The sequence below is a fragment of the Kitasatospora sp. NPDC088391 genome (genome assembly GCF_044753345.1).
Lineage (GTDB): Bacteria > Actinomycetota > Actinomycetes > Streptomycetales > Streptomycetaceae > Kitasatospora.
In genome coordinates this window covers 351,728-370,016 of the sequence record NZ_JBIVNB010000004.1, presented here as the reverse complement: position 1 = coordinate 370,016, position 18,289 = coordinate 351,728, and the positions used below count along the sequence as shown (strand labels likewise).

Here is an 18,289-nt window from a genome sequence, read left to right as displayed (position 1 = left end):
CATCATCCGGACGGCGGCCCGCACCAGCCCTCACGGACCCCCGTTCACGGGTCGGCGCGCACGTGGTGGGCCGGGCCGGGCGAGCGGACGGGCCGGTCCGCAGCCCCGGCGCGGGTGGGGGAACGCGGTGGCCCCGGCGCACCGGAAGAGGCGACCGGGCCGCTCAGCGCCACTCGATCAGGAAGAGCGTGGCGTCGTCGCTGGTGCGCCCGCCCCGGCGGGCCTTCAGCGCGTGCGAGAGGGCGCGCACCGTGGCCCGCACGCCGGAGCCGGTGCGTTCGATGCGGTCGACCCAGTCGATCAGCTGCTCCTCGCCGAACTGCTCACCGCCCGCCCCCCGTTCCTCGACCAGGCCGTCGGTGAAGCACAGCACCCGGTCCCCGCGCCGGAGTTCCCGTTCGCTGACCACCGGCTGCTCGCCGCCGAACCCGACCGGCAGCGTGGTGGCGCTCTCCAGGCGCTCGACGACCGCGCGGTCCCGGATGAGCAGCGGTTTCGGGTGGCCGGCGTTGACCCACTGGAGCTGGCCGGTGGCGGTGTCCAGGCGCATCATCTGCGCGGTGACGAAGTGGTCGGGGCCGAACTGCTCGGCGACGGCCCGGTCCATGAAGGCGTAGATCCCGGCGAGTCCGACGCCTGCGCGGCGGGCGTGGCGGTAGGCGCCGACGGCGACGGTCGCCATGGTGGCCGCGTCCAGGCCGTGGCCCATCGCGTCCAGGGTGGCGACGTGCAGCACGTCGCCGTTGAGCGCGTAGTCGAAGCTGTCGCCGGCCACCTGGTAGGCGGGCTCCAGGATGCCTGCCACCGCGACCCGGGGCGCGGACATCGACAGCGGCGGCAGCAGCGACCACTGGATCTCGGCGGCCACGCTCATCGGCTCCAGCCGCCGGGCCCGGGAGAGCAGGTCGGTGTAGCCGTTCCTGGTGATCAGCAGGTCCGCCACCAGGGCCGACAGCCACCGCAGCACCGACCGGTCGCCGTCGGCGACGGCGTCCAGGGTGAAGGCCAGCACCCCCGCCTCGTCCCCGCCGTCCAGCAGCGGCAGGTACACCCGCACCCCGTCGTCCTGCGGCACCTCCACCGCGGCGCCCCCCAGGAACGCCTCACCCGCCGCGGAGCCCGCGATCGGGACGGGCGGGCCCCCTGCCAGGCCGTCACCGGGCAACGGGACCAGCACCGACTGTCCGTAGTCCTGCAGCAGCAGCACCGGCTCCCGGCCGCCCAGCCCCGCCACCGCCTCGGCGACCAGCGGGGCGACCAGCGTCGGCGCGAGCTCCCGCGCCCGGTCGAGCAGCACCTCCAGCAGGTGCTCCCCGGGCCCCGCGGGCCGGTCCGCTCCCCCCGCGGGCCGCCGTCCGTCCTCACCGCTCACCGCCATGCCTGCCTCCCGAACCGCTCCGGGCCACGCATCCGGCCCGACGAACCGGTTCCCTCCATTACGCCCGAGACCGCCCCGGTCCGCCCCCGGCCACGACGCGGGGGCGAAGGCACCGGCTGCCCGACCGCCGGGTCCGCCCGCACGGCCTTCCCGCCGCGCTCCGCCACCGCCACCATCCCGTGGTGAGCCGGTCGAGGAGGACGGTGCCGAATCCGCCGGGCACCCCGGGTGAACGCCTGAGGCAGGGCCCCGCACGCCGTTCGGCGCCGGGCAGGACGCCCGGTGCCGACCAGCGGCCCCGGCACGGGCTGTCTGCTCAACCGGATCCGGCGCCACCCCGCGCCTGTCCACACCCTGACCCGGCAAACCCGACCCGCCCCGGCAACCCGTACGGCAGAAACGCCTCGGTCTCGGCCTTGTGCAACGACCTTCAGGGCCGACGGTCCTCACGAGGGGCCGGGGCGCGCGGCGTCCCGGGGTCCGGTTCGGTGAGGTGGGTGTCCATGGCGGCGTTCAGGTCGGCGATGAACCGGACGAACTGTTCCAGCAGTTGGGGCGGGTAGGGGGACATCGCGGCGTCGAGGCGGTGGGCGAGCGGGCCGAAGAACTCGTCCGCCCGCTGCTGGATGTGCGGTCCGCTGTGCAGGGTGACGATGCGCCGGTCGGTGTGCTCGCGGGTGCGGGTGATGTGCCCGGCTGCTTCGAGGCGGTTCAGGAGCGCGGTGGTGGCACCGGTGGACAGGGAGACGCGCTCGCTCAGCCGGGCCGGTGACAGGGGGGTGCCCCGCTCCTCGGCGGCGGCGATCTCCAGCACCGCGGCCGCGTCGGTGGAGTGCAGGCCCAGCCATGCCGCGAAGCGCCGACTGAGCTCGGCGTAGTGGCCGCCGTAGGTCCGCAACCCCTCCATCACGTGCTCGTGCCGTGCCGCGACCTCGTCGCCCATCGCTTCCTCCACGGGGCCTGCCACCTCTCTCCCGCCGGTCTCTCCCGCCGGGCGGCCGCGTGGGCGGCTCGCTTTGACAACCTACCCCGGCCAATTTATCTTCATGATGAAATTACTTCACCATGGAGGTATTGAGCATGCGCGACCCGGCCCCGACCACCGACGGGACCTCCGAGCCCTACCGATGGCGCCGGCTGATCCTGGTCGCGATGCTCGCCGCCGAGACCATGGACCTCCTCGACGCCTCGATCGTCAACGTCGCCGGACCGGCCCTGGAGGACTCCCTCGGAGCCGGCTCCGCCGGCCTCCAGTGGGTGATCGGCGGCTACACCCTCACCCTGGGAGCCGGACTCGTGCTCGGCGGCCGACTCGGCGACCGCTACGGGCGCCGCCGCATGTTCCTGATCGGCCTGGCCGCCTTCACCACCGCCTCGCTGCTGTGCGCGCTCGCACCGAACATCGAGACGCTGATCGCCTTCCGGCTGCTCCAGGGCGCAGCCGGGGCGATCCTGCTGCCCCAGGGCCTCGGCCTGCTGCGGGAGAACTTCTCCGGCCCCGAACTCACCAAGGTCTTCGCGGTCTTCGGCCCCGTCCTCGGCCTGGGCGGCGTCATCGGCCCCGTCCTCGGCGGCTTCCTCGTCGAGGGCGACTTCTTCGGACTGGGCTGGCGCTCGGTGTTCCTGGTCAACCTGCCCATCGGCCTCGCCGCCCTGGCCGCCGCCGCGAAGTTCGTGCCCAAGAAGCCCGGCGACCGCGCCGTCCGGGTCGACCTGACCGGGGCAGCCCTGGTCGTGGCCTCCTGCGCCCTGCTGGTGCTGCCGCTGAACCAGGGGCAGGAGGCAGGCTGGCCACTGTGGACCTGGCTGTGCACGGCCGCCTCGGCACTCGGCTTCGCCCTGTTCGCCGTCCAGCAGCGCCGCGCCGCCGATTCGGGCCGCGAGCCGCTGATCACCCCCGGTCTGCTGCGCAAACCCGCCTTCACCGTCGGGCTCGGCGGCATCGCCCTGTTCTTCGGCGGGCTGGTCGGCACCCAACTCGTACTGACCCTGTTCCTCCAGATCGGCCGGCACTTCACCGCCGGCGACGCCGGACTCGGCAACCTGCCGCTCGCGGTCGGCACCGCCGTCGGCGGAGCCGTCAGCGGCGCGTTCCTCGCCGACAGGATCGGCCGCAAGGTGCTGCAGGTCGGTCCGCTGGTCCAGTTCGCCGGTGCCGCCGTGCTCTGGTTCGAGCTGGACGGCCTCACCGGCGGCTCGTTCTCCGCCTGGGACATCGTCCCCGGGGTGGCAGTCGCAGGCGTCGGAGCGGGCATGGTGATCGCCGCCCTGTTCGGCTTCGTCCTGGCCGCAGTCGACGACGACGAGATCGGCTCCGCCTCCGGCGTCCTGTCGGCCGTCCAGGCCATCGGCGGCTCCATCGGCGTGGCGGTCTTCGGCTCGGTGTTCTTCGCCCGGGCCAAGACCGGCGACTTCACCGGCGGGTTCCACTACGCGCTGACCGTCCAGGCGTGCCTGCTGGCGGCGTTCCTCGCGATCACCTTCCTGCTGCCCCGAAAGAGCCGCCCCGACGACGAGCAGCACGGCAGCGTCCCCGGACCCGCCGGCGGCTCCGACGCCGAACAGCGCCTCACCGTCTGAAGCACGGCCGGGGAGAGCGCCCGCGGAGGCCCTCTCCCCGCGACCGACGTGGACGGCCCGGACGACTCGGCCGCACCAAGCCGCCGGGGCCGCCGATCGGCCTGGTCGACGACCACCACTTCCGCTGGATCGCCGACGTCGCCCCGCCCGGAGCGTACGGACCCGGCGGCGACAGGCACCTGCCGCTGCCGCCCGGCCACGACGGGCCCGTGCCCAGCGAAGGCTACGAGGTGGTTCGCCGCGACACCCGGACGGTGTTCTGCGCACTGCGCGCCCGCCGCCGGGCGGCGACGTGGAGGGCGCCAGGAAGCTGCTCGCCTCCGTGCGCTTCTACCCGTCGGCCCGGGCGGACAACCCGTCCCCGTACCCCTTCACCGACTACGGCGACCGGGCCGTCGACCGCACCTGCCCGCGGTGGGAGGACAACCTGGAGTCCTGGCGCGTCCTGCACGCGGTGATCGACTCCGAACCAGCTGTCGAGGAACCGCGGCCGATGCTCGGCCTGCTCGCCGAACTCGGCACCGAGGCCGGCCGTTCGCCCCCGACGAGCGGACGACACGGGTGCTGACCGGGGCCGCCCGCGAGGGACGCGACGACATGCTGGTCTCCGACTTCGCCCGCGACCGCCCCCGACCGCCCCCGACCGCGCGGTCCGGCCCGACCGCACCGGGGAGTGGGCCGGCCTGCGCCTCGAGAGCGGCGCCTTCGAACGCGAGGGCTCCCTCGACGTCGAGGCCGAGGACCACTGGTTCGTCGAGGCCGTCGGCGTCTCGCCCGCGATGTTCCGCCGCACCGTCGGCCAGGGCTCGCTGTACCGGCTCGGCCTGCGCGACGCCACCGGCACCCACCTCGACGACGCCCACGCCTCCCGGCTCACCGTGCCCCTGCCCGTCCCGGCCGGACTCTTCTGGTCCGTCACCGCCTACGACGCCCGGACCCGCTCCGAAGTCGACACCCCGAGGGCCGGGCCGCGCTCCGCTCGCTGTTCGACAAGCTCGGCTCCGACGCTGCCGACACCGTCGACCTGTACTTCGGCCCCACCCAACCGGACGGTGCCGACGGCCGCTGGATCCAGGCCCTCCCCGGCCGGGGCTGGATCCAGGCCCTCCCCGGCCGGGGCTGGTTCACCTACTGAGGCGGGCGGCGGGCGGCACCCCGGGCCGAGTCGGCTCGCCCCGGGGTGGAGGCTTCGATGCTGGTGGTAGCGGGTATTGACGGTCTGTCGGCCGTTCGCCGGCCGGGCGTCGCGGCTTCGGCGGGGGCGCTCCGCCGCTGACGGCCGGCTCCCCCTCCCTCACCGATTCCCGTTCCGGCGGTGCCCGTCCGCGCCCGCCGTTCTTCGCCCGTTCTTCCGCGGCCCACCGCTGCCGTGACCGGCGTGGCCGCCACAACTCCCTTGCTTCGCCCGGCTCTTCGGAGTCCGGGCTGTTCAGTGCGCCCCGGAGGACCCCATGCGCGACGAATTCGTGGCCCTGCTGCTCGGCCAGGTCGGTCAGCACGAGGGACGCGACCCCGACGGCAACTGGAACAACCAGCAGCGCTACAGCACCGAGACCCCCGGCCTGGAGTGGTCCGACGGCCAGCCCTGGTGCGCCACCTTCGAGGCCTGGGCCGCGCACCGCACCGGCATGGACGGTCTGTGGCCGATCACCGCCTCCTGCCTCTACGCCGTCAACTGGTGGAAGGGGAAAGGGCGGTGGAGCGAGTACCCGGTGCTCGGCGGCCCGTTCTACCTCGGCCCCGACGGCGGCACCCACACCGGCGTCGTGGTCGCCTACGACGCCGACACCATCACCACCGTCGAGGGCAACACCAACACCGGCGGCTCCCCGCAGGGCGACGGCGTCTACCGCCGCACCCGCGACCGCCGCGGCCCCGGCTCCCCCTACGGCTACGGCGTCCCTGCCTACCCCGAGGGCACCGTCTCCGCCGACCCCGGACTCGGCGGAGTACCGACGGCCGCGGTCGCCGCCCCGAGCACCACGAGCGCCCTGCCCCCGCCACCGAGCGCCCCGCCGCCGAGTGCTCCGGTGGCCGATCCGGACGGCTTCCCGGGGGCGGGGGCGTTCGGGCCGGGCCGGTCGAACGCGTACGTCACCCGGCTCGGCCGGATGCTGGTCGGGCGCGGGGGCGGCCGGTTCTACGCCGTGGGTCCGGGGCCGGACTGGGGCGAGGCCGACCGGGTGGCGACCGCCGCGTTCCAGCGGGCGCAGGGCTGGACGGGCGGCGGCGCGGACGGCCTCCCGGGGCCGCTCACCTGGGAGTTGCTGGTGTCCGGCCGGGGCAGCGACATCCCGCCGGCCGCGCCCGCCGGGCCGCCGCCGTTCCCCGGCCGGGACAGGTTCGGGCCGGGGCAGGTCAACGACTCGGTCCTGCAGCTCGGCGAGCAGCTGGTGCGGAAGGGCTTCGGCGGCGCCTACCGGGTCGGCCCGAGCCGCAGTTGGAGCGAGGCCGACCGCCGCAACGTCGCCGCGTTCCAGCGCTCCCGCCCCGAGCTGTCCGGCGACGCCGACGGCTACCCGGGCCCGCTCACCTGGCAGTTGCTCTTCTCCTGAGGCCACGGGGACCGCAGGGTGCTCCGTTCCGGGGAGGCGGGGTGTCGGTGCCGGAGGTTCGTCGGCGAACGAGTCAGCATGGGCGGGACGGAACGGCGAGGAGCGGAGGTCGGCGGGTGCGGCGCAGCGGGTGGGTGGCGGGGCTGGTGGCGGTCGGGGTCGTGGTCGGGGGGTCGGGCGGGGCCTGGGCGGAGGGGCGGGTGTTCCGGGGGAAGACGGACTATCCGGTGGGGCACGATCCGCGGGCGGTGGCGGTGGGGCGGTTCGCCGGGGACGGGCCGCCGAGCGTGGTGGTGGCGAACACCGGCGACGGGACGGTCTCGCTGCTGGCCGGGTACGGGGACGGCCGGTTCGCGCCGCAGCGGGTGTTCGGGGTCGGCCCGGGCCCGACCGCGCTCGCGGTGGGGGACGTGAACGGGGACGGCCGGGCGGACGTGCTGACGGCCGATCAGGACGGCGCGGCCGTCTCGCTGCTGCTCGGCCGGGGCCGCAACGACTTCGAGCCGGAGCGCCGGATTCCCGTCGGGGCGTACCCCGACGCGGTGGCGCTGGGCGACTTCGACGGGGACGGCCGTCCGGACCTGGTGGTGGCCGGTCTCGGCGAGAAGGAGGTGGAACTGCTGCACGGCTGCCCGGACGGCGGGTTCGACGCCCCGGTCGGCTACCCGACCGGGGAGAACTCGAACCCGGCCTCGCTGGCGGCGGTCGACCTGGACGGCGACGGGCGCCTCGACCTGGCGGTGGCGCTGGACGGCCTCGGCGAGGTCGCGGTGTTCCCCGGCCGCGGCGACGGCACGCTCGGTCCGCTCGTCCGCTACCCGACGTCGGGCGCGCCGGTCTCGCTGGCAGCGGGCGACTTCGACGGCGACCGGCACCCGGACCTGGCGGTGGTGGACGAGGGCAGCGACGTCCGGGTGCTGCTGAACCGCGGCGACGGCACCTTCGGGCCGCAGCACGCCTTCCCGGCCGGCCAGGGCCCGCACGCGCTGGTGGCCGGTCCGTTCACCCGTCCCGGCCGGACCGACCTGGTGGTGGCGACCGGCGGCAACACGGCGGCGCTGCTGCGCGGCAACGGCGACGGGACGTTCCGCGCCCCGGACGCCTACCGTGTCGGCCGGGGCCGGTACTCGACGCCGAACGGCATCGCGGCGGCCGACCTCACCGGCCGCCACCGGCCGGACCTGGTGGTGGCGTCCGCGCAGGACGACACCGTCTCGGTGCTGCTGCACCGCTGACGGGGCGTCGGCTCCCGGACGCCGTCCGGGAGGCGTCCGGGAGGTGTCCGGGAGGTGTCCGGGAGGTGTCCGGCGGGTCAGGCCGCGTCGGCCTCGATCCGGCGGACGATCTGCTCGCACAGCTCGTGGGTGCGCAGCGCGTCGGTGGCGTCGAGGGTCTTGTCGGCCCGGAGCGCGTCGAGGAAGTGCAGCACAATCTGTTCGATGCCGCGCTGGCGGGCGACCGGCACCCAGTCGCCGCGGCGCCGGACGGTCGGCTGGCCCTTGTGGTCGATCACCTCGGCCAGGTTGTGCACCTCGCGCTTGGCGTCGGCGCCGGAGACCTCCAGGATCTCCTCGGTGGAGCCGGAGACCCGGTTCATGATGCCGAGCGCGGTGAAGCCGCTGCCGGCCAGCGTGAGCACCACGTGCTCGACCAGGCCGCCGCGGGTGCGGGAGCGGACGTCGACGTGCTCGATCTCGCCGGGGACCAGGAAGCGCAGGCTGTCGACGACGTGGATGAAGTCGTCGTAGACCAGGGTGCGGGCCGCCTCGGGCAGGCCCTCGCGGTGCTTCTGCAGGACGATCAGGTCGCGCGGGCGCTCGGCGGCGAGCAGGTAGCCGGGCGCGTGGCGGCGGTTGAAGCCGACCATCAGCGAGCGTCCGGTGTGCGCGGCGAGGTCGACCAGGCGGCGGGCGCCGTCGAGGTCGTAGGCGAGCGGCTTGTCCACGTAGACGTCGACGCCGCGGGTGAGCAGCTTCTCGACGATCGGCACGTGCTGGTCGGTGGCGGCGTGCACGAACGCGGCCCGGATGCCGGAGTCGATCAGCTCGTCCAGGTCGGTGGTCCGGAACGGGAGCCGGTGGGCGTCGCCGATCCGGTCGAGCTTGGCCCGGTCACGGGTCATCAGGCGCAGGTCGATGCCGGGCTGCGCGGTGAGGACCGGGAGGTAGGCCTTCTGCGCGATGTCGCCGAGTCCGACGACGCCGATCGGGATCGTGGTGCGGTCTTCTGACTCGTGGTCACTCATCGGGCACTCCTGCGGGCGTCGGTGGTGGTCCTCGCTGACCACCCGGCAGCATATGCCAGCCCGGCCGTTGAGCTGTTCGAACACCCCGGATCGGCCGGTTCGCGCCGCCCGGCCCCGCCGCCGAGGACGGGCCCGCCGGGGAGGACGGGGCCCGTGGACGGGGCGGGCGCGGGCCGACCGGCTCAGGCGGTGAAGTTCTGGTCGATCAGCATCTGCAGGACGTTGACGTGGAAGTCGGGGAAGTCCATCGGGACGATGCCGTAGCGGCCGGGGCGCCCGGCGTGGGCGGTCAGGTACGGGTAGATCGACTGGTCCATCAGGGTCTGTGCAGCGCTCTTGGGCCAGTAACCGCCCGCGTAGCTGAGGAAGTTGACGTACATCTGCGGGGAGGCGGGGTCCGCGACGGCGGCGTCGAACTGCTGGGTGATCGCGCGGCCCTTGGCGGGGAGCGGGAAGAGCTGGTCGATCTGCCAGAGGTCCTGGGTGCGGAAGTAGGCGTTGCTGCCGCTGGACCACTGGATGACGCCCCAGTCGTTGGCGAAGTCGGCGACCAGGACGATCCGGCCGCGGGCGGTGCCGAGGGTGGGCCAGCCGGAGAGGTGGAACAGCGGGCGGTAGCCGAGGTCGTCGAGGTAGTGGCCGACCCGGCGGCGGAACTCGGCGGCGTCGAGCGCCTGGCCGCCCGCGTTCTCGTTGCGCAGCCGCATGACGATCGTCTCGCCCCGGTGGGCCGCCAGGAAGGACCGGCACTGGTCGAGGACGTCCTGGAGCCGGAGGTACTGGTAGGCGTCCGAGTGGTAGACGCCCAACTCGTCGGCGGTGCCCTGGAGTCCGTTGCAGCGGATGTCGAGGAAGCGGACGCCCTGGGTGAGCTGCTCGGGGACGCCCCAGTTCTGGGTGTGCGACCACTCGGTGCCGTGGGCGGGATCGGTGCAGCAGGAGTCGTGGGTGCCCGGGACGGTCAGCCCCAGCAGCGGCCGGCCGGCGTCGAGGCGGCCCATCCAGTCGGCGGTGGGCAGCCCGCCGGGGGTGCGGCCGGCCGTGGACGCGACACCGGGCGCGGTCGCGGCGCGGGCGCTGCCCGGGAGGGCGAGCCCGCCGAGTCCGCCGAGGGCGCCGGCCAGGGTGGCGGCGGCTCCGGTGAGCAGTGTGCGGCGTGCCACGGTCATGGGTGCGCTCCCCCGGTCGGCCGGGGCGACCCGGCTCAAATGTTGTCCGGTTCATGCCCACTCTGCTCGGCGCCCATGCGCCCGCCCCGGTCCGGGGACCGGGGCGGGGACCGGATCAGGGCGGGGCGTCACCCGCCGAGCAGCTGCCGGAAGTCGGTGACCGCGTCCTCGAAGCGGCCCGCGTAGCCGCCCTGGGCCAGGCGCAGGACGAACTCGACCGCCGGGTCCGGGTGCGGATCGGTGTAGGGCTGCCCGTTGTAGTCCAGGAACAGCAGCATCGACTCGAAGGCGGTGCGCTTGTTCCGGTCCGTCAGGGGGTGGTTGCGGGCCAGGGACTCGCCGAGCGCGACCGCCTTGGACCAGGCGTCCGGGTAGGCGTCCGCGCCGAAGGCGGTGGCCTGCGGGCGGCCCAGGGCGGAGTGCAGCAGCGAGGGCTCGCGGAGCACGGCCGCCTCCCCCATCAGGAAGAGCACGTCCTCCTCGTCGAGGTGGTCGGTGCAGGGCTGACGGGTGGTCACAGGTCGGCCAGCCTCTCCAGCGTCTCGGCGTTCGCCGCGCGGATCCGCGCCACCAGGGCGGCTCGGCGGGCGGCGCGGGCGAGTGCCTGCCGCGCCCGGTCCTGGTCCTGGTGCTCGTCCTGCTGTTCCTGCTGCTCCATGGCGTGGTTCCCCCGGTCCGGTCGAATCCGCAAAGTAGCCGGTGGGACGGGTGGTGGTCGATCGAATAAGCCCCGGTGGACGGGCCGGAAAACCGGTGGCGGGCGGGGCCGGGCGGCTGGGACGCTCGCGCGATGGGAGCGATGGACGCGGTGGCGGCCCGGGTGGCCGCGGGGGCGACGGTGGAGTTCCGGCCGACGGGGTCGTCGATGGTCCCGCTGATCCGGAGTCGGCAGCTGGTGACGGTCGCCCCGGTCGATCCGACGGGACTCGCGGTCGGCGACATCGTGCTGGCCCGGGTCGCGGGCACGGTGTACCTGCACCTGGTCTCGGCGCTGGAGCCCGCCCGCCGCCGGGTGCAGATCAGCAACAACCGGGGCCGTGTCAACGGCTGGACGGGCCACGACCGGGTCCTCGGCATCTGCACGGCGGTCGACGGCGTCCCCCGCCCGGGCGCGGCGGCGAAGGTCCGCTGACGCCCCGTCAGGGCCCGCCGCGCCCGGGGGCGGGGCGGGTCAGGTGGGGCGGTCGAGGTGGGTGGCGGCTTCGGCGAGGGCGGTGAGGACGGGGCGGATCAGGGGGTGGTGCTCGGCGCCGGCGCGGGCGGCGGCGAAGACGCGGCGGGTGGCGAGGGCGCTGTCGACGGGGCGGACGGCGACGGTGGAGAGTTCGGCGCCGCGCAGGGCGGAGCGGGGGACGAGGGCGACGCCCGCGCCGGCGGAGGCGAGGGCGGTGACGGCGCGGAAGTCGTCGGAGGAGTGCACCAGGCGGGGCTGGAAGCCGGCGTGTTCGCAGGCGAGCAGGACGACGTCGTGGCAGGGGTTGCCGGGGTAGGGGCCGATCCAGGGTTCGGCGGCGAGGTCGGCGACGGCGACGGGGCCGTCCTGGCCGGCCAGCGGGTGGTGCAGCGGGAGGACGGCGTCGAAGGGCTCGGCGTACAGCGGGAGCATGGCGAGCCGGCGGTCGTCGGGGCGGGGCGCGCCGCGGTACTCGACGGCGACGGCGATGTCGGCGCGGCCGTCGAGCAGCATCGGGAGGCTGGCGTCGCCCTCGGCGTCGAGGACCCGGACCCGCAGGCCGGGGGCGGTGTCGGCGAGGTCCGCTATCGCGGGGGCCAGGACGAGGGCGATGCCGGTGGCGAACGCGGCGACGGTGACCTCGCCGGCCGCGCCGGTGCTGTACGCGGCGAGGTCGGCCTCGGCGCGTTCCAGTTGGGCGAGGACGGCGTCGGCGTGGCTGAGCAGGATCTCCCCGGCGGCGGTGAGGCGGACGCCGCGGCCCGCGCGGACCAGCAGGGTGTGGCCGGTCTCCTGTTCGAGGGCGGTGAGCTGCTGGGACACCGCGGAGGGGGTCAGGTAGAGCGCGGCCGCCGCGGCGGTCACCGTCCGGTGGTCGGCCACGGCCCGGAGGGTCCGCAGCCGTCGTGCGTCGATCACGTGGTCAATTCTGCCAGGGCTGCGGAGTGCGCCGGGACGGGACCGCGAAGGACGGGCACGGGCACCGGGCGGGCACGGGCACCGGGCGGGCACGGGGTCGGCACGGGGCGGGCATGGGAGGGCGCGGGGAGCCGGGTGCATCGGCTCCCCGCGCCGGACGGGGCGCCCCGGCTGCGGGCGGGGCGTTCCCGTCGGGGAACGGCGCGGTCGAGGGTGGGTACCGCGCCTTGGTCGGTGGGGCGCTCAGCCCTCCAGCGCGGCCCGGGCGTCGACGAACGCGGCGACGGCGCGCTCGACGTCCTCGGTGCTGTGGGCGGCGGAGAGCTGGACCCGGATGCGGGCGGCGCCGTGCGGCACCACCGGGTAGGAGAAGCCGATCACGTAGACGCCGCGCTCCAGCAGCAGTTCGGCGAGGCGGCCGGCCTTGGCGGCGTCGCCGACCATGACGGGGGCGATGGCGTGCTCGCCGGGCAGGATCTCGAACCCGGCCTCGGTCATCCTCGTCCGGAACAGCTCGGTGTTGGCGCGCAGCCGGGCCCGCAGGTCGTCGCTGGTCTCCAGCAGGTCGAGCACGGTGAGCGAGGCGGCCGCGATCACCGGGGCGAGCGAGTTGGAGAACAGGTAGGGGCGGGAGCGCTGGCGCAGCAGGGCGACGATCTCGCGGCGGGCGGCGACGTAGCCGCCGGAGGCGCCGCCGAGGGCCTTGCCGAGGGTGCCGGTGATGATGTCGACGCGGTCCATGACGCCGTGCAGTTCGGGGGTGCCACGGCCGGTGGGGCCGACGAAGCCGACGGCGTGCGAGTCGTCGACCATGACCATGGCGTCGTAGCGGTCGGCGAGGTCGCAGATCTCGGCGAGCGGGGCGATGTAGCCGTCCATGGAGAACACGCCGTCGGTGACGATCAGGCGGCGGCGGGCGTCCTGGGTGTCCTGGAGCTGCTTCTCGAGGTCGGCGAGGTCGCGGTTGGCGTAGCGGTGGCGGCGGGCCTTGGAGAGGCGGATGCCGTCGATGATGGAGGCGTGGTTGAGGGCGTCGGAGATGACGGCGTCGCGCTCGTCGAGCAGGGTCTCGAAGACGCCGCCGTTGGCGTCGAAGCAGGAGGAGTACAGGATGGTGTCCTCCTGGCCGAGGAACTGGGAGAGGCGCTGCTCCAGTTCCTTGTGGACGTCCTGGGTGCCGCAGATGAAGCGGACCGACGCCATGCCGTAGCCCCAGCGGTCGAGGGCGTCCTTGGCGGCGGCGACCACGGCGGGGTGGTCGGCGAGGCCGAGGTAGTTGTTGGCGCAGAAGTTGAGCACCTGGCCGCCGGTGCCGGAGGTGACGGTGATCTCGGCGGACTGCGGGGTGCCGATGACGCGTTCCGGCTTGAACAGGCCGGCGTCGCGGATCTCGACGAGGGTGGCGGCGAGGTCGTCGCGGACGTTCTCGAACACGGGGTGTCGCTCCTAACGAGGGGTCGGCGGGCTGGTCGGGAAAGCGCTTACAGCGTCGTCCAGTCGAGGATGACCTTGCCGCAGTTGCCGCCGGCAGCCTCGTCGAAGGCGGCCTCGAAGTCCTGGGCGGCGTGCCGGCCGGTGATCACCGGGGTGAGGTCGAGTCCGCCTTCGAGCAGCACGGACATCGCGTACCAGGTCTCGAACATCTCGCGGCCGTAGATGCCCTTGATGGTGATCATCGAGGTGACGACGCGGGCCCAGTCGATCGGGAAGTCCTCGGCGGGCAGGCCGAGCATGGCGATCTTCCCGCCGTGCGTCATGTTGGCGATCATCGACTGCATGGCCTCGGGGCGGCCGGACATCTCCAGGCCGACGTCGAAGCCCTCGCGCAGGCCGAGCTTCTGCTGGCCCTCCTCGATGGTGTGCTGCGAGACGTCGAGGGCGAGGGTGACGCCGATCCGGCGGGCCAGGTCGAGGCGGTACGGGGAGACGTCGGTGATCATGACGTTGCGGGCGCCGGCGTGCTTGGCGACGGCGGCGGCCATGATGCCGATCGGGCCGGCGCCGGTGACGAGGACGTCCTCGCCGACCAGCGGGAAGGACAGCGCGGTGTGCACGGCGTTGCCGAACGGGTCGAAGATCGCGGCGACGTCGAGGTCGACGGGGACGCGGTGGACCCAGACGTTGGAGGCGGGCAGCGCGACGTACTCGGCGAAGGCGCCGTCCCGGTTGACGCCCAGGCCGACGGTGTTGCGGCACAGGTGGCGGCGGCCGGCCAGGCAGTTGCGGCACTTGCCGCAGACCAGGTGGCCCTCGCCGCTGACCAGGTCGCCGACGTTGACGTCGGTGACGGCGGCGCCGGTCGCGGCGACCTCGCCGACGAACTCGTGGCCGATGGTCATCGGGGTGCGGATGGTCTGCTGGGCCCAGCCGTCCCACTTGCGGATGTGCAGGTCGGTGCCGCAGATGCCGGTGCGCAGGACCTTGATCAGGACGTCGCCGGGACCGATCTCGGGCTCCGGGACGTCGGTCATCCAGAGGCCGGGTTCGGCGTTCAGCTTGACGAGTGCCTTCACGGCGAGCGCTCCTGACGCAGGGTCGGTCCGGGTCTGCGGGTCGGCAGGCCGGTGGGCGGGCCTGCGCGGGCGCAGGTCCGGTCGGGCGGCCCGGCGTGCGGCGGCCACCGACCGGGCAGGGTGAAATCTGCCTGGTCACGGCGGGTGCGGTCCATCGAGGAATTCTTAACGGGTGCCACAGCAGGGCTGAACGATCGTGCCCGAGCAGGGCCCCGGAGCCCGGCGCGGCGTGCCGGGGGACACCCGGACGGAGCAGCGGCGTTCCGCTCCGGCGGGGCGGGGCGGGCCGGGTCGCGGCGTGTCGGCGGTGCGTCAGGCGGGGGTTGACGGAGGGTCAACGGAGGGTCCGGGTTTTGACCAAGCCTTGACATCCGCAATTGGTCCAGTCCATTTTGTAGTCCGCGCTCCCCCGCACCTCCACCCCCAACCCCCACTGGAGGTACCCGTGCACGCCCCCAACCGTCGCTTCACCGCGGTCGGTGCCGCCGCCCTGCTGCTGGCAACCGCCGCGGTCGCGGCCGTCCCGAGCAGTGCGAGCGCCGCGAACATCCTGACCAACCCCGGTTTCGAGACCGGGACGCTGAGCGGCTGGAGCTGCTCCGGCGGCCTCGGCTCGGTGGTCTCCACGCCCGTCCACGGCGGCGGCAAGGCGCTGGCCGCGGCGGTCAGCTCCGCCGACAACGCCAAGTGCGTGCAGACCGTCGCCGTGCAGCCCAACACCACCTACTCGCTGTCGAGTTGGGTCCGCGGCAACTACGTCTACCTGGGCGTGACGGGCGGCGGCTCGACCTGGACGCCGTCCGCCGCCAACTGGCAGCAGCTCACGGTGTCGTTCACCACCGGCGCCGCCCAGACCACCGCCGAGGTGTACCTGAACGGCTGGTACGGGCAGGGCACGTACTACGCGGACGACATCAGCCTGGACGGCCCCGGCGGCGGCACGCCGGACACCCAGGCGCCGACCGCGCCGAGCGGCCTGGTCGCCACCTCGACCGCCGCCACCCAGGTCTCGCTGTCCTGGGGCGCGTCCACCGACAACGTCGGCGTCACCGGCTACGACGTGTACAAGAACGGCGCGCTGGCCACCACCGTCACCGGCACCACCGCGACCGTCACCGGCCTGACCGCCGCCACCGCGTACACCTTCACCGTGAAGGCGCACGACGCGGCGGGCAACGCCTCCACCGCCTCCAACTCCCTCTCCGTGACCACGGGTTCGGGCTCGGACACGACCGCGCCGAGCGCGCCGGCCAACCTGGTCGCCACCGCCACCGCCGCCACCCAGGTGTCGCTGAGCTGGGGCGCGTCCACCGACAACGTCGGCGTGACGGCGTACGACGTGTACCGGAACGGCACGCTGAACACCTCCGTCACCGGCACCACCGCGACCGTCACCGGGCTGAGCGCGTCGACCGCGTACACCTTCACGGTCAAGGCCCGGGACGCGGCGGGCAACGCCTCGGCCGCCTCCAACACCCTCGCGGTGACCACGCCGCCGGTGACCGTCCCGAGCGGCTTCAAGCAGGCCGCGCCGTACCTGTACAACGGCTGGGGCAACCCGCCGGCCGCCGCCACCGTCATGAACGCCACCGGCATCAAGTGGTTCACGCTGGCCTTCGTGCTGGCGCAGAACGGCTGCAACCCGACCTGGGACAGCCAGCGCCCGCTGCTGAACGGCGTGGACCAGCAGACCATCAATGCGGTGCGGGCCGCGGGCGGCGACGTCGTCCCGTCCTTCGGCGGCTGGTCGGGCAACAAGCTCGGCCCGAACTGCGCCGACGCGACCGCGCTGGCCGGGGCCTACCAGAAGGTGATCGACGCCTACGGCCTGAAGGCGATCGACATCGACATCGAGAACACCGACGAGTTCGAGAACTACACCGTCCAGGACCGCATCCTGAACGCGCTGAAGATCGTCAAGCAGAAGAACCCGGGCATCCGGACGATCGTCACCTTCGGCACCGCGACCAGCGGCCCGACCGCGGACGGCAACCGGCTGATCGAGCAGTCCAAGGCGCTCGGCGCGGACATCGACGTCTTCACCATCATGCCGTTCGACTTCGGCAACGCCTCGACCGACATGTACGCCGCCACCGTCAGCGCCGCCACCGGCCTGAAGAACAAGCTGAAGTCGGTGTACGGCTGGGACGACGCCACCGCGTACGCGCACGTGGGCATCTCCGGCATGAACGGCCTCAGCGACAACAACGAGACCACCACGATCGCCAACTGGACGGCGATCCGCGACTGGGCCAACACCAACCACATCGCCCGGCTGGCCTTCTGGTCCGTCAACCGCGACCGCGGCTGCGCGGGCGGCGGCCTCCAGGAGACCTGCTCCGGCATCGCCCAGTCCGACTGGCAGTTCACCTCCATCACGGCCGGCTTCACCGGCTGACGCACCACCACTCCCCGCCGGCCCCGCCCCCACCCCACAGGGCGCGGGGCCGGCCCCTTTCCGCCCGCGCTTCAGGACCGCAGGTAGTGCGCCAGGTGGGCGAGGTGCTCCGGGTCCAGGTCGCCGGCCCGGCGGCGTTCCCGGGCTGCGGTCCGCAGCGTCTCCTCGGCCAGGTAGCGGTAGGCGAACACCTCGGCGCTCGGGGCGCACCAGAACAGCTCCACCGGCCCGACCGGCACCGACTCGCCGTCGGGGCCGTACCGTTCGACCGGCTCCTCGGTCAGGTCCCGGGTGGAACCGACCACGGCGGAGGAGCCGTCGCGGTGCAGGTAGATGTACTGGAGGTAAAGGCTCTGGCCCTCGCGCAGGAACGGCACCAGCCGGTCGTCCGGGTGCAGCGGGCTGGGCAGCGGCCCCGCCACGTCCGTCCGGTCGCCGCCCGCTCGGTCGAGGCAGCGGTGCAGCCTCGACCGGGTGATCAGCGCGACGAAGTCGGCCGGGAGGGCGAGGCCGTCGGGTGCCAGGGCGGCGGCGATCCGGTCGGTCACGGCGGTGCGGTGCTCCAGCGGCTCGCCGGTTCCGTCGGTTCCGCCCCTTCCGTCGGTTCCGCCCCTTCTGTCGGTTTCCCCGAACCAGGACCAGTCACCGGTGAAGGAGTCCTCGTCGAGCGGCGGGAGCAGGTCGAAGGAGCGGCCGAAGCCGTCCTCGGGGTCGCGCGCCCACGGGTCGGCCGGCGGGTACGGGACGCCCGCGTAGCAGAACCAGCGGGCCGGGAGCCGGAGCGCCAACGGGCCGTCACCGATCCACCGGTACCCGTCGTCGGAGTTTTTCCGGTCGGTCGGGCGGGCCTCCAGGACGCGGGTGCGCGGGCTCCACGCGACGGCGGGCAGCACGAGGTCGGGGCGGCCGAGTTCGTCCGGCGGCACCACCCGGTCCGGGTCGTCCAGCGGGTCGGGCTCCGGCGGCGGGGCCAGCAAGTCCCCGTAGCCCTCCCGCAGTTCCTCCGGCCAGCGGGCGTCCACGGCCAGCGCCTCGGCCCGGCAGTCCGGGCACTCCTCCTCGTCGTACCCCCACCCGCCGTACGGGGAGCCGGCCAGGTCGGGCCGTTCGATGCCGCACAGCGTCCGCCCCCGGCTGCTGTACGCGTGCCGCCCCGCGTCCGGCAGCAGGTCCGAACAGGCACGCTCCCAGCGCAGGTCCCACGGAACGTACGGTTGCCGACTCACCGTCAGCCAGGGCCCGTGCCGGGTCACCTTCGCCCGGCACCACCCGCACTCCCAGCACTCCCGCCACCACCGGCCGGGCGGCACGTCCCACCGCTCCATCGCCCGCCCGCACACATCGCAGATCACGCCGGGC

Annotated in this window: 17 protein-coding genes; 7 read left to right on the top strand and 10 right to left on the bottom strand. The window is 74.1% G+C overall.

Annotation, left to right across the window (positions count from 1 at the left end; all coding sequences use genetic code 11):
- Positions 1–163: 163 nt before the first annotated feature.
- Entirely contained in the window at positions 164–1,378 is a 1,215-nt protein-coding gene (locus ACIQBJ_RS14785) for a PP2C family protein-serine/threonine phosphatase (RefSeq protein WP_400708827.1), read from the bottom strand.
- Positions 1,379–1,808: 430 nt separating this feature from the next.
- Complete coding sequence (locus ACIQBJ_RS14780; protein WP_400709767.1) at positions 1,809–2,321, bottom strand: MarR family winged helix-turn-helix transcriptional regulator; 513 nt, start codon at positions 2,319–2,321, stop codon at positions 1,809–1,811.
- A gap of 137 nt (positions 2,322–2,458) precedes the next feature.
- Here ACIQBJ_RS14780 and ACIQBJ_RS14775 point away from each other — a divergent pair, with 137 nt between their 5' ends.
- The 5 genes from ACIQBJ_RS14775 to ACIQBJ_RS14755 all read left to right on the top strand — a co-directional run bounded on the left by ACIQBJ_RS14775 (position 2,459) and on the right by ACIQBJ_RS14755 (position 7,748).
- On the top strand, positions 2,459–3,958 hold the full coding sequence (locus ACIQBJ_RS14775; RefSeq protein ID WP_400709764.1) for an MFS transporter: 1,500 nt from the start codon (positions 2,459–2,461) through the stop codon (positions 3,956–3,958).
- A 292-nt stretch (positions 3,959–4,250) separates the two neighbouring features.
- The gene (locus tag ACIQBJ_RS14770; RefSeq protein ID WP_400708825.1) at positions 4,251–4,526 is read left to right on the top strand and encodes a hypothetical protein; all 276 of its coding nucleotides are present in this window, start codon (positions 4,251–4,253) and stop codon (positions 4,524–4,526) included.
- 211 nt (positions 4,527–4,737) lie between these two features.
- The gene (locus ACIQBJ_RS14765; RefSeq protein ID WP_400708823.1) at positions 4,738–5,163 is read left to right on the top strand and encodes a DUF1214 domain-containing protein; all 426 of its coding nucleotides are present in this window, start codon (positions 4,738–4,740) and stop codon (positions 5,161–5,163) included.
- Between the two features lie 246 nt (positions 5,164–5,409).
- Entirely contained in the window at positions 5,410–6,513 is a 1,104-nt protein-coding gene (locus ACIQBJ_RS14760; RefSeq protein WP_400708821.1) for a peptidoglycan-binding protein, read from the top strand.
- Positions 6,514–6,740: 227 nt separating this feature from the next.
- Entirely contained in the window at positions 6,741–7,748 is a 1,008-nt protein-coding gene (locus ACIQBJ_RS14755) for an FG-GAP repeat domain-containing protein (protein ID WP_400708819.1), read from the top strand.
- A gap of 77 nt (positions 7,749–7,825) precedes the next feature.
- Here ACIQBJ_RS14755 and ACIQBJ_RS14750 read toward each other — a convergent pair whose 3' ends face one another.
- The 4 genes from ACIQBJ_RS14750 to ACIQBJ_RS14735 form a co-directional block, all read right to left on the bottom strand.
- Positions 7,826–8,758, bottom strand: coding sequence for a Gfo/Idh/MocA family protein (locus ACIQBJ_RS14750; protein WP_400708817.1), 933 nt, complete (start codon positions 8,756–8,758; stop codon positions 7,826–7,828).
- 182 nt (positions 8,759–8,940) lie between these two features.
- Positions 8,941–9,927, bottom strand: a complete 987-nt coding sequence (locus ACIQBJ_RS14745) for a phosphatidylinositol-specific phospholipase C (protein ID WP_400708815.1) — start codon at positions 9,925–9,927, stop codon at positions 8,941–8,943.
- A gap of 128 nt (positions 9,928–10,055) precedes the next feature.
- On the bottom strand, positions 10,056–10,445 hold the full coding sequence (locus tag ACIQBJ_RS14740; RefSeq protein ID WP_400708814.1) for a type II toxin-antitoxin system death-on-curing family toxin: 390 nt from the start codon (positions 10,443–10,445) through the stop codon (positions 10,056–10,058).
- The gene (locus ACIQBJ_RS14735) at positions 10,442–10,585 is read right to left on the bottom strand and encodes a hypothetical protein (protein WP_400708812.1); all 144 of its coding nucleotides are present in this window, start codon (positions 10,583–10,585) and stop codon (positions 10,442–10,444) included. The genes ACIQBJ_RS14740 and ACIQBJ_RS14735 overlap by 4 nt, the downstream gene beginning before the upstream one ends.
- Before the next feature lie 132 nt (positions 10,586–10,717).
- On the opposite strand from ACIQBJ_RS14735, the gene ACIQBJ_RS14730 reads away from it, so the two are divergent.
- The gene (locus tag ACIQBJ_RS14730; protein WP_400708810.1) at positions 10,718–11,059 is read left to right on the top strand and encodes a S26 family signal peptidase; all 342 of its coding nucleotides are present in this window, start codon (positions 10,718–10,720) and stop codon (positions 11,057–11,059) included.
- A gap of 39 nt (positions 11,060–11,098) precedes the next feature.
- Here ACIQBJ_RS14730 and ACIQBJ_RS14725 read toward each other — a convergent pair whose 3' ends face one another.
- The 3 genes from ACIQBJ_RS14725 to tdh form a co-directional block, all read right to left on the bottom strand.
- Positions 11,099–12,019 (bottom strand): LysR family transcriptional regulator, encoded by a 921-nt coding sequence (locus tag ACIQBJ_RS14725; RefSeq protein ID WP_400708808.1) that lies wholly within the window; start codon positions 12,017–12,019, stop codon positions 11,099–11,101.
- A 243-nt stretch (positions 12,020–12,262) separates the two neighbouring features.
- Complete coding sequence (locus ACIQBJ_RS14720; protein WP_400708806.1) at positions 12,263–13,453, bottom strand: glycine C-acetyltransferase; 1,191 nt, start codon at positions 13,451–13,453, stop codon at positions 12,263–12,265.
- A 47-nt stretch (positions 13,454–13,500) separates the two neighbouring features.
- The gene (tdh, locus tag ACIQBJ_RS14715) at positions 13,501–14,532 is read right to left on the bottom strand and encodes an L-threonine 3-dehydrogenase (protein ID WP_400708804.1); all 1,032 of its coding nucleotides are present in this window, start codon (positions 14,530–14,532) and stop codon (positions 13,501–13,503) included.
- Between the two features lie 445 nt (positions 14,533–14,977).
- Here tdh and ACIQBJ_RS14710 point away from each other — a divergent pair, with 445 nt between their 5' ends.
- Complete coding sequence (locus ACIQBJ_RS14710; protein ID WP_400708802.1) at positions 14,978–16,930, top strand: fibronectin type III domain-containing protein; 1,953 nt, start codon at positions 14,978–14,980, stop codon at positions 16,928–16,930.
- Positions 16,931–17,001: 71 nt separating this feature from the next.
- Here ACIQBJ_RS14710 and ACIQBJ_RS14705 read toward each other — a convergent pair whose 3' ends face one another.
- Positions 17,002–18,282, bottom strand: a complete 1,281-nt coding sequence (locus ACIQBJ_RS14705) for a hypothetical protein (protein ID WP_400708800.1) — start codon at positions 18,280–18,282, stop codon at positions 17,002–17,004.
- Positions 18,283–18,289: the final 7 nt, after the last annotated feature.